Below are 16,774 nucleotides of genomic sequence, written 5' to 3' on the forward strand. Positions count from 1 at the left end.
AGAAGGTCTCGTAAAGCTACACCTGGCATCGGAACCTTATCTTCGACTTCTGTGAATTTTTCGGCTGTACTAACTTACCTGCGGCAGCACTTCTGACAGCCACCCTTCCTGCCTTTTTCTCGAAAACTGCCCCCGTAAAAACTCCATCTGATCTCCACGAATGCGCGCGCTGTTGGTAAGTGCCAGGTATTCCGCCGCATTGGGCACAAATGGCAGCGCCAGTAGTTCCATGTCGATATTTTCCAGTAGCCGGTTGCCCTTGTGCTGGTTGCAGCGCCGGCAGGCGGTGACGACGTTTTCCCAGGTATCGCGGCCGCCTTTGGAGACCGGGTGAATATGGTCGCGGGTGAGCTCGCGGATGGGGAAGCGGTTGCCGCAATACAGGCAGAGGTGCTGGTCGCGGGCGAACAGGGCGCGATTGGTGAGGGGCGGCCGGGTACGGGGGCGCGCCATGCGGTCGCCGCCGCAGGCGATGATGGCGGCGAGGTCGAGGGTGGAGCGTTCGCCGAAGCGGTTGATGCCACCGTGTACGGTCTGCACTACGCCACCGAGTGTCCAGGTGACCAGTTCCCGCACGTACAGGCAGGCGGCCTCTTCCCAGGTCAGCCATTCAAGGGGTTGACCAGCGAGGTTTAACCTCAGGATTTGCGCTTGCACGAGTTCACCTCCCGTATTTGCGAGCTCAACAGACAATAAAGCCCCGCAGGCAGGCCAGCGGGGCTCAGGGATATAGACGAAATATCAGAGAAAGTGTGGGCGGAAGTCTTGGGGAGAAAAGCGGGGAATTCAGGAGAATGCGATACGCGGGAGGACTGCGGCGAATTCTGGAGCCGATGGAGGCTCGACCACCAGTGATGAGCGGGTGGTTGCGATACGAACGGGTACAGCATTTGATTACTGAATTCGTTATCCTCCTCATACCCACCGGTCATAAAAATTCACCGGCTTGCTCTGATTAAAGCGAAGGTTTGTGACGATTTCCAGACAGTGGGGGCAATCTGCTGCAAAAATTTACCGGGTGGTGGTGGCAGCGCCTGTATAGACAAGATACGCGCGGTGAAATAAATAACCTAATGCTGCGCGGTATGGGACAAGAAAGGTAGCAGGAAGAGAATTTGCAGGCCCAGAATGTAAAACACCGCTTGAGCAATCCGGCCCAAGCGGTGCGTCTCACAGGATGGTGCCCAAATCCTTTCGGGCTGGCAGCGCGGTCTCCAATCCTTGGTGACCTGTCCTTGCCGCCGTTGCAATCCGTTCTCCGTCCTTGCAAATACATTATGGTCGAATGGGAAATTTAGGGTAGTGGGAAAGTGCTGAACTTGTTGTAAGAGATGTCTTACAAGCGAGTGACGGTCGTCACATTAAACCTGGTCAGGTCCGAGGGAGGTACGTGGCGCGTATCACAACTGGTACGTTGGTGCGACATTCAGCGGCTTACTATAGTTACTTCTGTTACGAGATCAAGACAACAGTGAGATCTACGTCGAAAAAAGCGCTAGTTTTTTATCTTTTCGTCGCAATTGGCGCCATTGGGGTATTGGCGCTGGTTTTTGCCCTGTCACGGGGGTGGATTCCCGGGGTGAACGTGCCCTGGGGGCAACTTCTGGGAGCCAGCACCAGTGAGGAGACGGTGCAGCACCAGATCAAGGTGGCCGAGGGCTTTCAGGTGACGCTGTTTGATGATCAGGTGCCAAATGCGCGCTTTATGGCTGTCACCCGCAATGGCGACCTGCTGGTGTCACAGCCAAAACTTGGCCAGGTGAGCCTGCTGCTGAAAGACCGCAATGCGGATGGCGGAGCCGACGGCCAGCGAGTGCTGATCGACGGCCTCAAGCGCCCCCACGGCCTGGCGCTGTTCGAGGACTGGCTGTACATCGCAGAAAGCGACGGTGTTGGCCGTGTGCCTTTCGATCACTCCGACGGCCGTATTGCCGGCAGTTACCAGAAGGTGGTGACAGGGCTCGCGGATAGCGGCAACCACTGGACCAAGACCATCGGCATGGGGCCAGATGGCTGGATGTATCTCACCAGCGGCTCGACCTGCAATGTGTGCGAAGAGAAGGACCCACACCGCGCAACCATGATGCGCTTTCGGCCGGACGGCAGCAATTTCCAGATTTATGCGACGGGCCTGCGCAACAGCGTGGGATTCGACTGGTCTCCCAAAGACGGCGCCCTCTACGCCACCGACAATGGGCGCGACTGGCTCGGAAATGACTTCCCCCCCTGCGAACTGAACCGGGTGGAGAAAAATGCATTCTACGGCTGGCCCTACGCCAATGGCGACCGCATTCCAGACCCAGACCTGGGGATTCAAGGCGGAGCACGCATTCAACAGTTGATTAAAACGTCAATTCCACCGGTATTCGAGTTCCGCGCGCACAACGCACCGCTGGGCATACGTTTCCTGCGCAGCTCCGAGCAACCCGATGATTACAGGGAATCCGCACTGGTGGCATTGCACGGCTCCTGGAACCGGGATGAAAAAGACGGCTACAAGGTTGTCGCCCTGCACTGGAACGATGACGGCGAGATTCGCGCGGAAGATTTTCTGTGGGGCTTTTTATCCACCGACCGCGAGACCGTTTACGGCCGGCCGGTGGATATTGCCGAAGATGTGCGCGGCAATATTTATATTTCCGACGATTACGCCGGCGCCATCTACCGGGTACAGGCCGGCTCCGTCAGCCAGAACAACGCGGAGGCGCCGGTGAGCAATCGCCCGCCCATCAGCGCACCGAAAAAACCTCTCGCCATTGATGGCAATGCGGCCCGCCAGGGGGCGCAGATTTTTGAACGCCGCAATTGTATTCGCTGCCACCAGCAGCTGCCCTTAAAAGATCTGAGCCGGCGTTACACCCTGAAGCAGCTCGCAGATTACTTCGACACCCCTACCCCGCCGATGCCGGTCTACGGCTTCAGTAACAGTCAGAAACGGGCGCTGGCGCATTACTTGATGGAGCGGGAGATTCAGGGGACGGGACGGCAGTTGGAAAACTTCTTACCCTAAACCCAGGTCATCCGGGTCACCAGCCCGGTTCTGGATACCGGCTTTCGCCGGTATGACGGAAGCGAAAAATACAGGTTCCTATCGTCATCTAGGCACTCGCCGGTAAGGCGGGAGTTACTGACCTTTGGGGCGCTTCTGTAACTTTCGCTGCAGGGTCCGCCGATGCATCCCCAGCGCACGGGCAGTGGCGGAAATATTGCCGTCATTCTCCGCCAGCACCCGCTGTATATGCTCCCAGGCCAGGCGGTTGACCGAGGGCGGAGCCTTGGCAATCTCCGGCAGCTCGGGATCGCTGCTGGCACTGCCCGGCTCGTCCAGCAGCGCCGCTTCCAGCTGGTCACCGCCGGCCGGCTTGCACAGGTAATCATCCGCCCCCAGTTTGATCGCCGCCACTGCGGTGGGAATACTGGAATAACCGGTGAGCAGAATAATCCGCGCGCGGGGGTTCGCCGAACGCAGTGGCGCGATCAGCTCCAGCCCGCTGTCGTGGTGAATCTTGAGATCCAGCAGCGCACAGTCAAACCTTTCCCGCGCGATCAGCCCCTGGGCCTCATCCACCGATTCAGCCACCCGGGTGTCGAAGCCACGGCGGGACATGGCCCGATCCAGCATGCTGCGGGTGCCGCTCTCATCGTCCACGATCAACAGGCGCTTGCCAGAACTATTCACACAACTTCCTCACGCTCGGTGGCCAGGGGCAATTCTATGGTGGCGACGGTGCCCGGCTCGCCACTTCTCGGGGTCAGGGTCAGGTTGCCCCCCAGCTGCGCCAGCGCGGTCTTACTCAGAATCAGACCGATACCAAAGCCGCCGGACCCGGTGTTACTGGCCTGCATGCCTTTCCCACTATCGGCAATTTCGATCTTCAGATGTGTTTCGCTCCAGATCACCTGGATAAACACCGGTTGCTGACTGCCCACAGCAAGAGAGGCATCCAGTGCATTGTTCAGCACGTTGATCAGAGTCTGCTCGAGGGTCAGCGGAAGGCGGGCCGACAGCCCCTCCGCGCCCTGCTGCTGCAACTCAAAACGTGCTTCCGGTCGCAGCAACTGCCAGCGCTCCAGACTGCGGTCGATAAATTCCGCAATCGACTGAAACTCTTCATTGCCCGCCGGGTCCCGCGCCCGGCTTTTCAGCTGTTCCAGTGCCTGTTTGCACAGATTGACCTGCTGTTGCAGCAGTGCCAGGTCCTCCGCCACCGGCTCGGAAAAGCCCGCTTGCGTCTGCAACTCCTCCACCAGCAAGCCCATGGTCTGCAGCGGTGATGCCAGCTCGTGAGCGGTTCCGGCGGCGAGGGTGCCGAGGGACAGTACCTGGTCCCGTCGCGCCTGCTCCTGCCGCAGTTTATGCAGATGGCGATCGCGGCTGCGCAGGGCTTCCGCCATGCTGTTGACGAAACCGGCGATCAACAGTGCGGAAAAGGTGAAGGTGGCCCACATGCCGATCAGGTGCTGATAAAAATCACTGCTCTCGGCGCCGTGCCTCATATCGTGCCCGGTATGGGCACCGTGCCCTCCATCCACGCCGGGGAAAAACACCATCAGCCCGGTGTAGATGGCGATACTGATGGCCGCCATCAGCCAGGCAAACAGCCGCGGTTGTGTGGCGGCGGCAATGGTGAGGGGTACCAGCAGATAGGTCACAAACGGATTGGCGGCCCCGCCACTGAGGGCCAGTAGCGGTGGCAGCCACAGCCAGTCCATCAACAGGTGCGCAAAGAATTCCTTGCGCCCCACCGGTACGCTGCCGCGGGCGCGCCAGCCGCTGATCAGGGTGGTGACCACTCCCAGCAGGACAAACGCGAGGGCGCCGCCACTGAGGGAATCCGCCAGCCACAGACTGACGCCGATATAGGCGGAAAGGGCAATGGCCCGCAGCGCCGTAAGGCGCCGCAGGTTGGTAATGATGGTTTTGTCTCCACCCATGGGTGGCACGGACGCTGGCACGGGCAATCTACTCGGTAAAACGTGTATCGCCTATTGTATCGGCTATTGTGTCGCGGGGGCGGGCATTGGACCAGTGGCCGCGGTTTGCGGTTTGCGCGCCCGCTTCTTGCGCCGCCCCGCCAGCATCACCCCGCCCACCACACTGCTTGCCAGTAATAGCAACAGGGTGAACACGATCATGCCATCGCGCAGCTGACGGCCGGTCAGCGGGGTCAGGTGGCTCCACTTGTGCAGCAGGGAGAAAGACAGTCGCTCGGCGCGGTCGATACCCCGGGACTGATCCACCAGCACCCCGGTGACCGGATCCACAAACAGCATGGTTTTATCATCATTGGCCACATCGATCTGCCACACCGGCAGGCGTTTGTTGCGGAAGTCATAGCCCGGGCCGTAGCGGGTGACCAGCGACAGACCGGCAATATCCTGGGGCTGAATACCCGCAAGGCGCGCGGCCAGCAGCTGGGCCTGCTCGCGGTCGCCGAACCCGGACAGCACCTGACCACTGCGCGCATCCACGAATAAGGCCCCGGCTTCCGACGGGCGACCGTCAAAGCGCTGGTTGCGGCTGCCCGGAGCGGAATCTTTCGCCGGTGCCAAACCGACGCGGTACAGGGGAGCGCCATCGGCACCACGGATCAGCGACAGGCTGTTGATCGCGCGGCCATTCAGGGCGTTCACCCAGGCGAAATCGGAATTAAGATTTCGGTACTCCCCGGCCTCCCCCAGGCGCAGCCCCTGCACCGGCGCCACCAGGGACGATTGCAGCAGGTGGTAGAAGCCACTGGCGGACCACCCCAGCAGAGGCAGCCACAATACATAGCCAAGCAGGCGGTGGTAACGGCGTTTCCCGTCTTTGATTTTCCGGTGCTTCAGGGCAAATAACAGTGCGAGACCGGTGGCGGCAAATGCAAACAGGGTCAGCATCAACAGGCCGATCAGGATCAGGCGGCCGTACTCCAGATCGTCCAGCCAGGCAAAGGTGTGCAGCTGGCGGAATACACCCTGCAGCAAGGTTTTACCGTTGTCGGTCATGGACGCCAGGGCGGCGGTTTCCGTGTGGACAAACAGGGTCAGGCCATCGTCCCCGGCGAACCGGACCCGGTACACCGGCAGCAGGCGATTGACCGAGGGGTAGGCATTGTCGAAGCCGGTCTGAATCTGGATATCGGCAATCTGGTCCGCGGGGCGACCGCTGTAGTAGGCCGCCAGCCAACGGGCCTGCTGCAGATCGCCGTCAATGACTTCCGTGCCGCTGTCGAGGCGATAATAGCGGCGCGGGTCCGTCTCGGAATGGGTCACCTGTAACAGCGGTGCCCCCTCGCCCGGTACCAGCTTGACCACCCGCGCCCCGCGGACTTTCTCTTCGTCCGCCAGCAGCGCCGGCAGATTGCCCAGCTCCGGGGCTTCGAGGCTTACCGAAGGCGGGAAAAACTTGGCCGCGGAAGGGCCGAACCAGGCCATCATCGGGTGACTGATGCCGGAGACCACCCAGATCAGGATCCCCGCCAGTGCCCACCAGCCGAGTTTGTTATGCCATTCCAACCACTGCTTTTTCAGATTCATGCTCGATGCCCTCAGAAGCGGTAGCGCACGCCGGCAAACAGGGAGCGCGGCAGCCCCGGGCGGTAGCTCAGGTCTGCGTCACCCACCTGGTTGGAGGTGTAGGTGGAGTAGCGCTCGTCGGTGATATTCGACAGGCGCGCGTATACGGAAAGGTCTTCCGCGAAGTGGTGGGTGGCACGCAGGTTGAACAGCTCGTGACCGGCGTATTGCTGAGTGTTGGTCTGGTCGGTGTAGTAGTCCCCCATATGGGACCACTCCAGCTCCATGCGCAGGCCGTTCAGCCATTGCGGGGTGTACGCCAGGGTGACATTGGCGAGGGACTCGGGCGCACGGCTGATCTCATTGCCGGCGAAATTCAGGTTTTCACTGACCATGCAATAACAGCTCGGATCAAACCGGCTGAATACGTAGGAAAAATCCTCGTACTGCTGGCGCATGGCCGCATAGGAAACGCCAAGTTCCCAGGCCTGCCCCACGGGCGCCTGTACCGAGACTTCCACCCCTTTGTGGCTGGTCTCACCGGCGTTGGTGGTCTTGCGGTCGTTGCCTTCGATGTAGCTGACGATGTCGTTCTCGGTGGTCATGTCGTACACCGCCACCTCGTAATTCACCCGCTCGGCGACAATACCGCGCAGGCCGATTTCCTGGCTGACGCTGGTCACCGGTTCCAGCTCGGTGGTGCCCTCGGATGAACCCGGGCGGAACAGTGTGCCTACGGTGGGCGCGCGGAAGGCGTGGCGGTAGCTGGCGTAGAGCTGGTGGTTATCGTTGAGCTTGTACACCGCACCCAGTTTCGGGCTCAGGTTATCGTAGTCGCGGGACTGGGAAGCCGGGCGGAAGTGGGACGGGTCGGTGTTGGGTGTGCCCAGCTGGTCCTCATAGTCCACCTCGAACACGTCGTAGCGCAGACCCGCACTCAAGCGCCAGTTCTCGCTGGGGGCGAATTCTCCGTGTATGTAGGGGGAGACGGAGGTCTGCTCGGCGTCAAAGTGATAGGTCAGCTCGCCGGTGCGCGCGTAATCCACAAAGTACTCGCCGTCCCGAGTGACCGTGATGCGCTCTTCGCGGTATTCGGACGGGGTGTAGTCCGCATCCACCCCGATAATCATCTCACCGCGCTCGAAGTCGCGGCGATATTTCAGCAGCAGGCCATAGGAGCTGAATTCGGTATCGCGGATATTCGGGTCGTAGGTCACCATCCAGCTCGGCATCATCGCCATACTGTTGTGACGGATAAACGGGGTGGCGGTAATCAGGCTGCTAGCGCTCGGCGTGTAGGCCAGCTCGGAAGAAAGGCGCAGGGCTTCCACTTCCCGGTAGCCAATATCCCCGTGGTACAGGTTCTTCTGAACATTATTGCGGTAATCGTCTTCCTCCAGACCGGATACACCGCTCTGGTCGATGGTGGAGTAGGACAATACCGTCTTGCTGTCCCAGCCCTCCGCAAACTGGCTGTCCAGGCGGCCACTCAGGGAGGTGCGGGTATAGTCCGCCTCCTCCCGGAAGCCCTCACTGGCGGTGCGGTTCAGGTCCAGCCGGTAGGCGCTGCTCGCCCCCAGACTGTTGCCGCCGGAAATCAGCGCGCGCTGCCAGCCGTCGGCCCCGACCTCCCCGTTCAGGGAGACTTCCGCAGCCACCGGTGCCGCTTTGGTGACCGCATTGATCACCCCGCCGATGGCATCACTGCCATAGAGCGCCGACGCCGGGCCCTTGGTCACTTCCAGCTGTGCGCTTTGCGGCACGTTGATCTCGTACAGACCGTTGTGGTTGAAAAAGCCGGTGGGACGGGTGGGGATGCCGTCTTCGAGAAACAAATAGACCCCGGCGGTAGAGATGGGCTGGCGGATAGAGGTCATATGCCCCTCCCCGCCCAGATTGTTCACATGTACCCCGGCCACCCGATTGAGGGCATCGGCAGGATGCGCCGGGGCGATATGCTCCAGGGCCTCCTCACTGATCACGCCCACAGATTCCGCCAGTTCCGAGCGGGTTTTGGCCTCGCGGGTGGCGGTGACGATAACCTGTTCGAGGGCGTTGTCCCTGTGGAGGCTCGACCCGGCCGCGTCCGGGGCAGGCAGTGACAGGGCAATGGCCGCAGGAGCGAGGATGAAAATAGCAGCTGGGCGCACAGCATCTTCCTTGTTTGGCAATTATTTTCGATAGGTAAATGCTATCGGAAAAGGCACCCGCGCAAGTGCGCCATATTGTCGCAGGCAGTGCGACATTGACCCCTTTTCCGCTAGCCGCTAAGGTTGCCCGCACTTGCAAGTCCCATCAGAGATTTTCCCCATGGCAGCAAAGAAGAAAGCCGCAACCTTCGAGAGCGCACTGGAAGAACTGGAGCAGCTGGTAGAGCGGCTGGAAAGTGGCGAACTGCCCCTCGATGAAGCCCTCGCGGACTTCGAGCGCGGAGTGAAACTCACCCGCGAATGCCAGCAGAAGCTGGCCAGCGCCGAACAGAAAGTGAAGGTGCTGATGGAGGAAAACGGCCAGGTGCAGGAACTGCCCTTCGACGCCGCCGACGAATTCTCCGGAGACGTGGAATAAGTGAGCAGCTCCTCCCCGACGGCTGCCCCCGTCCCCGCCAAGCTGAAGGCTTTCCTGCAATCTTCCAGCCAGCAGGTGGAACAGACCCTGAAGCGTGCGCTCGACACGCACAGCGACGCCGAAGCCCTGTTCGCCGCCATGCAATACGCCGCCCTCGGCCCCGGTAAGCGCCTGCGCCCCGCGCTGGTCTACGCATGCGCTCTGGCCCTGGCCGGTGACACCGCTGCAACGCAGTGCCATCAAGCCGCCGCCGCGCTGGAGTGCATACACGCATACTCTCTGGTACACGATGACCTACCGGCAATGGACGACGATGATCTCCGCCGCGGGCGACCCACCTGCCATATCCAGTTCGACGAGGCCACTGCGATCCTCGCCGGGGATGCGCTGCAGTGTCAGGCGTTTGAGCTGCTGGTACAGTCGGATCTGGCACCGCCGTTGAAAGTACAGGTGATTGGCGAACTGGCCAACGCGGCCGGAGCGCGCGGAATGGTGGCCGGACAGGCCATCGATCTCGCCGCCGTCGACCACACCCTGACGCTGACTCAGCTGGAAAAAATGCACCGTCTGAAAACCGGAGCACTGATCGTCGCCAGTGCGCGCATTGGTGCCCTGATCGGCGGTGCTGAAGCCGCTCAATTGTCGGCGATTACCCGCTACGCCGAGGCGATCGGCCTGGCTTTTCAGGTGCAGGACGACATTCTGGATGTGACCTCGGATACACAAGTGCTGGGGAAAACCCAGGGGGCGGATGCCGCCCGCAACAAACCCACCTATGTCTCACTGCTGGGGCTGGACGGCGCCCAGGCCAAGGCCGCAGAACTACATCAGCAGGCCAGCCTGGCGCTACAGGACCTGCGCGCTGGCGCAGAAAACATCAGCACCGACGTTCTGCAGCAATTGGCAGATTTCATCGTCAAACGGCGCCATTGATCGGCCTGACCGCCAGCCGGCAGGCGCCGTCTCCAACATCTGCGCAGATGGTCGGACAGACGCCGGTTGAGCGCCGCACTATCCCCGCGCACCGCTCCCCCTGTCACCGCTATATCCCATTCCCCGCGCACTTCTTTCACCGACCGCCGCTGCGCTTGTGCGGCAAGCGTCAGCGTAAGAGTTTCCACGGGAAACTTGTGAAATATTGCGCACCCAATCCGCTTCAACGAATCATATAAACCGAGCTGGCGGTGAAATCCGTAAAAATATGCTGTGATACATGTAAATTTTGGCAGCAGGGGAAATTTGACGAACCGCGAAAACTCTGCAAGATTTACCACAGGCCGCACATCAATAAGGCCGCGCGCACCGCGCCAGATAAGAAAAATACGGAGGATAGCCACCTCCGTGCGGCGGTAAAAAAACATCAATAAAAATAATAGGTGGCGAGTATGAAGCAAAAACTGCACGCAGTGATTGCCCCGGCGGCCGTCGCCGCATTGACAATTGGCCTGACAAACGGTGTACTTGCACAACCTCTCACGGCAACGGAGCTGATTGAGGCCTGTAAGAGCCATCAGGTTGACCGGCAAAGCGCCCATGCAACCAGCTGTCGGGCATTTATCCACGGCTATCTGTCCGCAAGTAACGATATCGTTGCCGCAGACGAACGCCCTTCCGAATTTGTCGCCCGCGCTATTCGCACTCGCGCCAGCCGCCTCTCGGACGAAGCAGTGCAACGGCTGAATAGCCGCTATTGCCTGCCAAACTCCGCCACGCTCGACACTCTGATCAGCCAGGTCTCGGAACTCTCACAACCGTTTGCGGAAGGTGCGCCGGCAGAGTCCGCTATGCTGTCGGTTTTTGAAAATCACTATCGCTGTAAAGATGTATCGAACCCCTGATGTGGTCCTGGCGCACCGGTTTACCGGCGCCCGCCACACCGGTTGTTATTGCTCTTTAATATGGTATCTGTAGTAGATTATTCATGCGTTATACCCTGTGTCTGTTTGCCGTTCTCGCATTTATCTGGCTGAGTAATTCCGGGCATTATTCAGCTTTACTGCTCACGTTTGGTTTTATCTCCATCGTATTGGTGATCCTGATTGCCCGACGCATGAAAGTGGTGGATGGCGAGTCTCTGCCCCTGGAACTCTGGGCCACTCTGCCCGGCTACTACCTCTGGCTATTGCGCAAAATTATTGTCAGCAATCTCGAAGTTGCCGCCTGCGTGTGGGGTGGTCTCTTCTCCCGCCGCGCCACCATATCCCCCTGTAGCGAACGTATTCCCACCCATTTGCAAACCGACCTGGGTCGGGTGCTCTACGCCAACTCCATCACTCTGACCCCCGGCACCGTCGCTGTGGATATCGATCAGGATTCGGTACTGGTACACGCCCTGACCCGCAGCGGCCTGGATGAACTGAAACAGGGGGAGATGGAAAAACGGGTTGCCGCCCTTACACAAACCCGGGATCAATCCGCCACCACCGCAGGTCAGAAATAAGTATGCTGAACGCCACATTGATTGCCCTGCTCGTCGTGATGACACTGGCTCTGATACGCGCGGTGAAAGGCCCAACCATTCACGATCGCATTCTCGCGGTGAATATGTTTGGAACGAAAACCGTGCTGCTGATTGCAGTAATCTGTTTTACCTTTGGGGAGCCCGAATATCTGGATATCGCCATCGTCTACGCGCTCATCAACTTTGTCAGCGTGGTTGGCGTATTGCGATATTTCGAGTTTCGCAAGCGCCATGGCGAAAGTGCCACGGAGGTTACCGGTGATTGAAACCCTTCAATCCTACGCCAGTGGCACCCTGCTGTTACTGGGCTGTTTTTTTATGCTGACCGGTGCCGTGGGTGTGCTGCGGTTCCCCGATTTCTATTCCCGCATGCATGCGGCGGGTATTACTGACACGCTCTCTACGCTTCTGATCATCAGCGGCTTGATGTTGACCGCCGGCTGGAGTCTTGCGCTGTTCAAGCTGGCCCTGATCATGCTGTTTATTTTTTTCACCAGCCCGACCGCCAGCCACGCGCTGGCCCGCTCCGCGCAACTCAGCGCACTGCGCCTACCACAGATTCCGGCTGAACCAGCGGCACCACAGGTGAGCAGCAGTAGCACCCGCGCGGACCGGTCGTCCGATGCGGAGCCAGAGGCCGCAGACAGCACGCGCGTCTGAGCGGCAACAGAGAATACAACGGGGCCCCTCTCGGGCATGAAGATTCCGCGTGGAATAAACGCAATGGACACAACAAAAACAACAATGGCAATCACAACCCGCAGGATAAAAAACTTATGAACCTGCTCCTCGATATCGCGCTCCTGGCCCTGCTGCTGGCAACCGCTGTTTCTATTGCCTGGATCAAGGACCTGTTTGCCGCCGCCATGCTGGCGGGTATTTACGGGCTGCTCTCGGCGGGTTTTTTCATGACCATGGGTGCAGTGGATGTGGCCTTTACCGAGGCCGCAGTGGGTGCCGGTATTTCACCACTGCTGATTTTACTGACGCTCGCACTCTGTGGCCGCTACCAGCGCGCGGATCGCAACCGCGCGCGGCTGGCCATTGCACTCGTGGTCACCGTGGGGGCTCTGCTGGTGACGGCGACCGAAGACATGCCCGCGTTTGGCGATATCCATGCTCCGGCGCAAGTGCATGTGGCACCGCACTATATCCAGGAGTCCATGGATGAAATCGGCATTCCCAATATCGTTACCTCGGTCCTGGCCAGCTATCGCGGTTTCGATACCTTCGGGGAAGTCGTGGTGATCTTTACCGCCGGACTCGGTGTGCTGTCACTACTGATGACACATACCGCCCAGCCGCTGCGGATCATGGAACCCTCTCCGGTACAGCAGGCGTCCCGGGATATCGTATTGCGGGTCGTGGCCAAGGTGCTGATTGCGCCGATCATGCTCTACGCGCTGTATGTCCAATTTCATGGTGAGTATGGTCCCGGTGGTGGCTTTCAGGCCGGGGTGATCTTTGCGGTGGGGTTTATTCTCTACAGTATGGTGTTCGGTCTGGACGCGGTGCGCAAGGTTGCCAGCCACGGCCTGGTGCAACTGCTGTCGGCGGTGGGTGTGCTTGTTTTCGGTGGCACCGGACTGTTGAGCTTTGTCAGCGGCAAAAATTTTCTGGATTACAGCGCGCTGGCCGGAGATTCGGTCACTGGCCAGCACATCGGCATTATCGCTATTGAACTGGGCGTTGGAATTACCGTGGCTTCGGTGATGATCATGATTTCCTATCTGTTCTCGGCGCAATTGCGTGACCGGGAGGCAGCGCTTCCCATTAAAGGCGCACCATTACTGACTGACAACCCACCCGCCGGCGACAGCAGCGGCTTATCCCCACTGCAACCGCTGCAACAGGGGGCCGGATCATGATGTTACAGGCATCGCACTACAACTACTGGGTCGTTATCGCACTGATGATGATCGGCCTGTATATGGTCATCGCTCAGGGAAATCTGGTTAAGAAAATCATTGGCCTGAATATTTTTCAGACCTCGGTGTTTATTTTCTACATCAGCGTGGGCAAGGTTGATGGTGGCAGTGCGCCGATTCTGCACGAGGGCGAAACCCTTTATTCCAACCCGCTCCCCCATGTGTTGATTCTCACCGCCATCGTGGTTGGCATTGCCACCACCGCACTGGCGCTGGCGCTGACCATTCGCATCAAGCACGCGTATGGGTCCATTGAAGAACGGGATATCCAGGCGGCGGAGGCACTGCAGGAACAGGCCTCGCCTCAAAATCGGCCCGCTGTGGAAAAGGAGCCATAAAGCATGCTGGCACACCTTCCAATCCTGCAGGTGATTCTGCCGCTGATGGCGGCCCCTTCCTGCCTGTTGATTCGCAAGGCCAATCTGGTGTGGCTGTTTACCCTCTCGGTCAGCGTGGCGGCTCTGGTAGTCAGTGTACTGCTGTTGCAGCAAGTCTACGCCACGGGCCCGATCACTTACGAGCTGGGGGGCTGGGAAGCGCCCTGGGGGATCGAGTACCGCATCGACCTGCTCAATGCCTGGGTGCTGTTTATTGTTACCGCGCTCAGTAGTGTGGTTCTGCTGGCAGCCAATACCAGCGTACAGAGGGAGCTGGAGGCCAATCGGCAGACCGTGTTCTACACCCTCTATCTGCTGTGTTTTGCCGGGCTGCTGGGCATTGTCGCCACCGGTGACGCATTCAATGTCTTCGTGTTTCTGGAAATATCCTCTCTGTCCACCTATGCCCTGATTGCCCTCGGCAAAGACCGGCGCGCACTGTGGGCGGCCTTTCAATACCTGATCATGGGCACCATCGGTGCCACCTTTATTCTGATCGGTATCGGTTTTCTGTACATGATGACCGGCACCCTGAATATGGCAGACCTGGCCGCACGTATTCCGTCGCTGGCCGAATCGACCACAGTGCTCGCGGCATTCGCATTTATTTTTGTTGGCATCTGTCTGAAGCTGGCGCTTTTCCCACTGCATTTGTGGCTACCGAATGCCTACAGTTGCGCGCCGTCTATTGTCACGGCCTTTCTCGCCGCAACCGCGACCAAGGTCGCGCTGTATCTCCTGCTGCGATTTACCTTTACCGTGTTCGGTGTGGATTTTTCCCTGTCACACCTGCCGCTGGACATTCTGTTGATCACGCTCGGTCTGGTCGGTGTCTTTGCCGCGTCCATCGTCGCGGTCTACCAGGTCAATATCAAACGTATGTTCGCCTTCTCCAGCGTGGCACAGATCGGCTATATGGTGGTGGGCATCGGCATTGGTACGGCAACGGCTCTGCAGGCCACCCTGCTGCACCTGTTCAATCACGCGTTGATGAAAGGCGGTCTATTTCTGGCGCTGGCGGGGCTCGTTTACCAGATGGGGGGCTGCCGTATGGCGCACTTTCGCGGTCTCGGCCACACCATGCCCTGGACCATGGCCGCCGTTGTGGTTGGCGGTATCAGCCTGATCGGTATGCCACTCACCGTGGGCTTTGTCAGCAAATGGTATCTGATTGCCGCCGCCATGGAGCAGCAGCTCTGGTGGGTGGCGGTGCTGGTGGTGCTCGGCTCACTGTTGGCCGTGGCCTATATCTGGAAACTGGTGGAAGCGGCCTACTTCCGGTCACCGGAAAGTGAACATGGGCAGGAGCCGGACAATGACACCAGGCGGGAAGCCCCGCTGGGGATTCTGCTGCCCGCGTGGCTGCTGATTGCTGCAAATATTTATTTCGGAATCGATACCCGTCTGCCGGTGGAAGTGACTGCCGCGGCCTCGCAATTCCTGCTAGGAGGCGCTGCGCAATGAATGAATCCAGCCTGCTGCAACTGACCCTGTTGATTCCTTTACTGGCACTGACCGGCATCCAGCTTACCGCACGCAGAGAAAACCTCCGCGAGGCAGTTTCGCTGATTGCCGCAAGTGCACTCTTTTTCACGGTCACCCGGCTGTATCAGCCCCTGCTGGCGGGAGATGTTATCGCTGCGCACTGGCTGGATATCCTGCCGGGACTGGCATTGTCCTTCCGTGTGGAACCCCTGGGACTGATGTTTGCACTGGTGGCCAGTTTTCTGTGGATCATCACTACCCTCTACGCCATCGGCTACATGCGCGGTCACGGCGAGCAAAACCAGACCCGTTTTTTCAGCCTGTTTGCGCTGTCCATCGGCGCAGTCATGGGGATCGCCTTTGCCGAAAATCTGTTTACCCTGTTTATTTTTTATGAACTGCTGACCCTGTGCACCTACCCGCTGGTAACACACGCGGGCACCGACAAGGCCCGCGCCGGCGGGCGTATCTATCTCGGCATTCTACTGGGCACGTCAGTGGGGTTCTTCCTGCTGGCAATTATCGCCACCTGGCTGTTGGCCGGTACCCTTTCGTTCCGCGCGGGCGGCGTTTTTTCGCCCGGAACCTCCCTGGCTCTGCTGTCTGTGCTGTTGGGCCTGTTCGTCTTCGGTGTGGGCAAGGCGGCCATCATGCCCTTCCACCGCTGGCTGCCCGCCGCCATGGTGGCACCGACACCAGTCAGCGCGCTGCTGCATGCGGTGGCGGTGGTAAAAGCCGGCGTATTTGTGCTGCTGAAAATCTGTCTGCTGATTTTCGGTATCGAGACCCTGCAGGCCATTCCCGCCACCGAGTGGCTGCTGTATCTGGCCGGCGCTTCCATACTGCTCGCGTCCATTATTGCCCTGCGCCAGCAGAACCTGAAAAAGCGCCTGGCCTACTCCACCGTAAGTCAGCTGGGCTATATCACCCTCGGTGCACTGCTGGCCACCAGTGCAGGCATGACCGGTAGTGCGTTGCATATCGTGATGCACGCGTTTGGCAAGATCACCCTGTTTTTCTGCGCGGGTGCCATTCTGGTGGCGGCACATAAAACAGAAGTCAACCAGTTGCGCGGCCTGGGCCGACAGATGCCGGTCACCATGACCGCATTCCTGGTAGCCAGCCTGTGTATTATCGGCATCCCGCCCACCGGCGGCACCTGGAGCAAGTGGTATCTGATGCTGGGCACCCTGGAAGCGGAACAGTGGATATTGATGGGGCTGCTGATGGTCAGCTCGCTGTTGAGTATCGCCTACCTGCTACCGATTCCTCTGTGCGCATTCTTTCGCGGAAACAGTCAGGATTCTGCGGTGACGGCGCCACCGGTGAACGGTGCCAGTGCGATCAGGGAAGCACCGCTGCCATCGCTTATCGCCCTCACGATTACCGCGGCGGGCTGTATCTATCTACTGCTGTTCCCCGATGCTTTTTATGCACTGATCGAGGCTGGGATCTGA

At 59.4% G+C, this 16,774-nt stretch carries 16 protein-coding genes; 11 read left to right on the forward strand and 5 right to left on the reverse strand.

Annotated elements, in window-relative coordinates:
* Nucleotides 1-69: 69 nt before the first annotated feature.
* Nucleotides 70-657, reverse strand: a complete 588-nt coding sequence (locus LRR79_RS16895) for an HNH endonuclease (RefSeq protein WP_231758324.1) — start codon at nucleotides 655-657, stop codon at nucleotides 70-72.
* Nucleotides 658-1,579: 922 nt separating this feature from the next.
* Here LRR79_RS16895 and LRR79_RS16900 point away from each other — a divergent pair.
* Nucleotides 1,580-3,010, forward strand: coding sequence for a PQQ-dependent sugar dehydrogenase (locus tag LRR79_RS16900; protein WP_231758325.1), 1,431 nt, complete (start codon nucleotides 1,580-1,582; stop codon nucleotides 3,008-3,010).
* Between the two features lie 114 nt (nucleotides 3,011-3,124).
* Here LRR79_RS16900 and LRR79_RS16905 read toward each other — a convergent pair whose 3' ends face one another.
* From LRR79_RS16905 to LRR79_RS16920, 4 genes are read right to left on the reverse strand one after another with little or no spacing between them, the layout of a single operon-like run.
* Nucleotides 3,125-3,679: a response regulator transcription factor gene (locus LRR79_RS16905; protein WP_231758326.1), complete on the reverse strand. Its 555-nt coding sequence runs from the start codon at nucleotides 3,677-3,679 to the stop codon at nucleotides 3,125-3,127.
* Nucleotides 3,676-4,956, reverse strand: coding sequence for a sensor histidine kinase (locus tag LRR79_RS16910; RefSeq protein ID WP_231758327.1), 1,281 nt, complete (start codon nucleotides 4,954-4,956; stop codon nucleotides 3,676-3,678). The genes LRR79_RS16905 and LRR79_RS16910 overlap by 4 nt, the downstream gene beginning before the upstream one ends.
* 42 nt (nucleotides 4,957-4,998) lie before the next feature.
* Complete coding sequence (locus LRR79_RS16915) at nucleotides 4,999-6,519, reverse strand: PepSY domain-containing protein (protein ID WP_231758328.1); 1,521 nt, start codon at nucleotides 6,517-6,519, stop codon at nucleotides 4,999-5,001.
* 11 nt (nucleotides 6,520-6,530) lie between these two features.
* Nucleotides 6,531-8,648 carry a TonB-dependent receptor gene (locus LRR79_RS16920; protein ID WP_231758329.1) on the reverse strand — a complete coding sequence of 706 codons (2,118 nt, stop codon included), beginning with the start codon at nucleotides 8,646-8,648 and terminating at the stop codon, nucleotides 6,531-6,533.
* A 160-nt stretch (nucleotides 8,649-8,808) separates the two neighbouring features.
* Here LRR79_RS16920 and xseB point away from each other — a divergent pair, with 160 nt between their 5' ends.
* The 10 genes from xseB (at nucleotide 8,809) to LRR79_RS16970 (ending at nucleotide 16,774) form a co-directional block, all read left to right on the forward strand.
* Complete coding sequence (gene xseB, locus LRR79_RS16925) at nucleotides 8,809-9,066, forward strand: exodeoxyribonuclease VII small subunit (protein WP_231758330.1); 258 nt, start codon at nucleotides 8,809-8,811, stop codon at nucleotides 9,064-9,066.
* Nucleotides 9,067-9,999 carry a polyprenyl synthetase family protein gene (locus LRR79_RS16930; RefSeq protein ID WP_231758331.1) on the forward strand — a complete coding sequence of 311 codons (933 nt, stop codon included), beginning with the start codon at nucleotides 9,067-9,069 and terminating at the stop codon, nucleotides 9,997-9,999.
* 452 nt (nucleotides 10,000-10,451) lie between these two features.
* The gene (locus tag LRR79_RS16935; RefSeq protein WP_231758332.1) at nucleotides 10,452-10,904 is read left to right on the forward strand and encodes a Rap1a/Tai family immunity protein; all 453 of its coding nucleotides are present in this window, start codon (nucleotides 10,452-10,454) and stop codon (nucleotides 10,902-10,904) included.
* Between the two features lie 83 nt (nucleotides 10,905-10,987).
* On the forward strand, nucleotides 10,988-11,506 hold the full coding sequence (locus LRR79_RS16940) for a Na+/H+ antiporter subunit E (protein ID WP_231758333.1): 519 nt from the start codon (nucleotides 10,988-10,990) through the stop codon (nucleotides 11,504-11,506).
* Between the two features lie 2 nt (nucleotides 11,507-11,508).
* Nucleotides 11,509-11,793, forward strand: coding sequence for a monovalent cation/H+ antiporter complex subunit F (locus LRR79_RS16945; RefSeq protein ID WP_231758334.1), 285 nt, complete (start codon nucleotides 11,509-11,511; stop codon nucleotides 11,791-11,793).
* Nucleotides 11,786-12,187, forward strand: a complete 402-nt coding sequence (mnhG, locus tag LRR79_RS16950; protein ID WP_231758335.1) for a monovalent cation/H(+) antiporter subunit G — start codon at nucleotides 11,786-11,788, stop codon at nucleotides 12,185-12,187. The genes LRR79_RS16945 and mnhG overlap by 8 nt, the downstream gene beginning before the upstream one ends.
* A gap of 116 nt (nucleotides 12,188-12,303) precedes the next feature.
* On the forward strand, nucleotides 12,304-13,395 hold the full coding sequence (locus LRR79_RS16955) for a DUF4040 domain-containing protein (protein ID WP_231758336.1): 1,092 nt from the start codon (nucleotides 12,304-12,306) through the stop codon (nucleotides 13,393-13,395).
* Entirely contained in the window at nucleotides 13,392-13,793 is a 402-nt protein-coding gene (locus LRR79_RS16960) for a cation:proton antiporter subunit C (protein WP_231758337.1), read from the forward strand. Before LRR79_RS16955 ends, LRR79_RS16960 begins: the two co-directional genes overlap by 4 nt.
* Nucleotides 13,794-13,796: 3 nt before the next feature.
* On the forward strand, nucleotides 13,797-15,296 hold the full coding sequence (locus tag LRR79_RS16965) for a monovalent cation/H+ antiporter subunit D family protein (protein ID WP_231758338.1): 1,500 nt from the start codon (nucleotides 13,797-13,799) through the stop codon (nucleotides 15,294-15,296).
* Nucleotides 15,293-16,774, forward strand: coding sequence for a proton-conducting transporter transmembrane domain-containing protein (locus tag LRR79_RS16970; RefSeq protein WP_231758339.1), 1,482 nt, complete (start codon nucleotides 15,293-15,295; stop codon nucleotides 16,772-16,774). Before LRR79_RS16965 ends, LRR79_RS16970 begins: the two co-directional genes overlap by 4 nt.

The sequence above is a fragment of the Microbulbifer elongatus genome, from assembly GCF_021165935.1.
Classification (GTDB): Bacteria; Pseudomonadota; Gammaproteobacteria; order Pseudomonadales; family Cellvibrionaceae; genus Microbulbifer; species Microbulbifer elongatus.

Coding starts and splice junctions, on each gene's coding strand:
- LRR79_RS16945 (WP_231758334.1), top strand. CDS start 11,509: ATGCTGAACGCCACATTGATTGCCCTGCTCGTCGTGATGACACTGGCT.
- xseB (WP_231758330.1), top strand. CDS start 8,809: ATGGCAGCAAAGAAGAAAGCCGCAACCTTCGAGAGCGCACTGGAAGAA.
- LRR79_RS16970 (WP_231758339.1), top strand. CDS start 15,293: ATGAATGAATCCAGCCTGCTGCAACTGACCCTGTTGATTCCTTTACTG.
- LRR79_RS16955 (WP_231758336.1), top strand. CDS start 12,304: ATGAACCTGCTCCTCGATATCGCGCTCCTGGCCCTGCTGCTGGCAACC.
- LRR79_RS16940 (WP_231758333.1), top strand. CDS start 10,988: ATGCGTTATACCCTGTGTCTGTTTGCCGTTCTCGCATTTATCTGGCTG.
- LRR79_RS16915 (WP_231758328.1), bottom strand. CDS start 6,519: ATGAATCTGAAAAAGCAGTGGTTGGAATGGCATAACAAACTCGGCTGG.
- LRR79_RS16960 (WP_231758337.1), top strand. CDS start 13,392: ATGATGTTACAGGCATCGCACTACAACTACTGGGTCGTTATCGCACTG.
- LRR79_RS16965 (WP_231758338.1), top strand. CDS start 13,797: ATGCTGGCACACCTTCCAATCCTGCAGGTGATTCTGCCGCTGATGGCG.
- LRR79_RS16935 (WP_231758332.1), top strand. CDS start 10,452: ATGAAGCAAAAACTGCACGCAGTGATTGCCCCGGCGGCCGTCGCCGCA.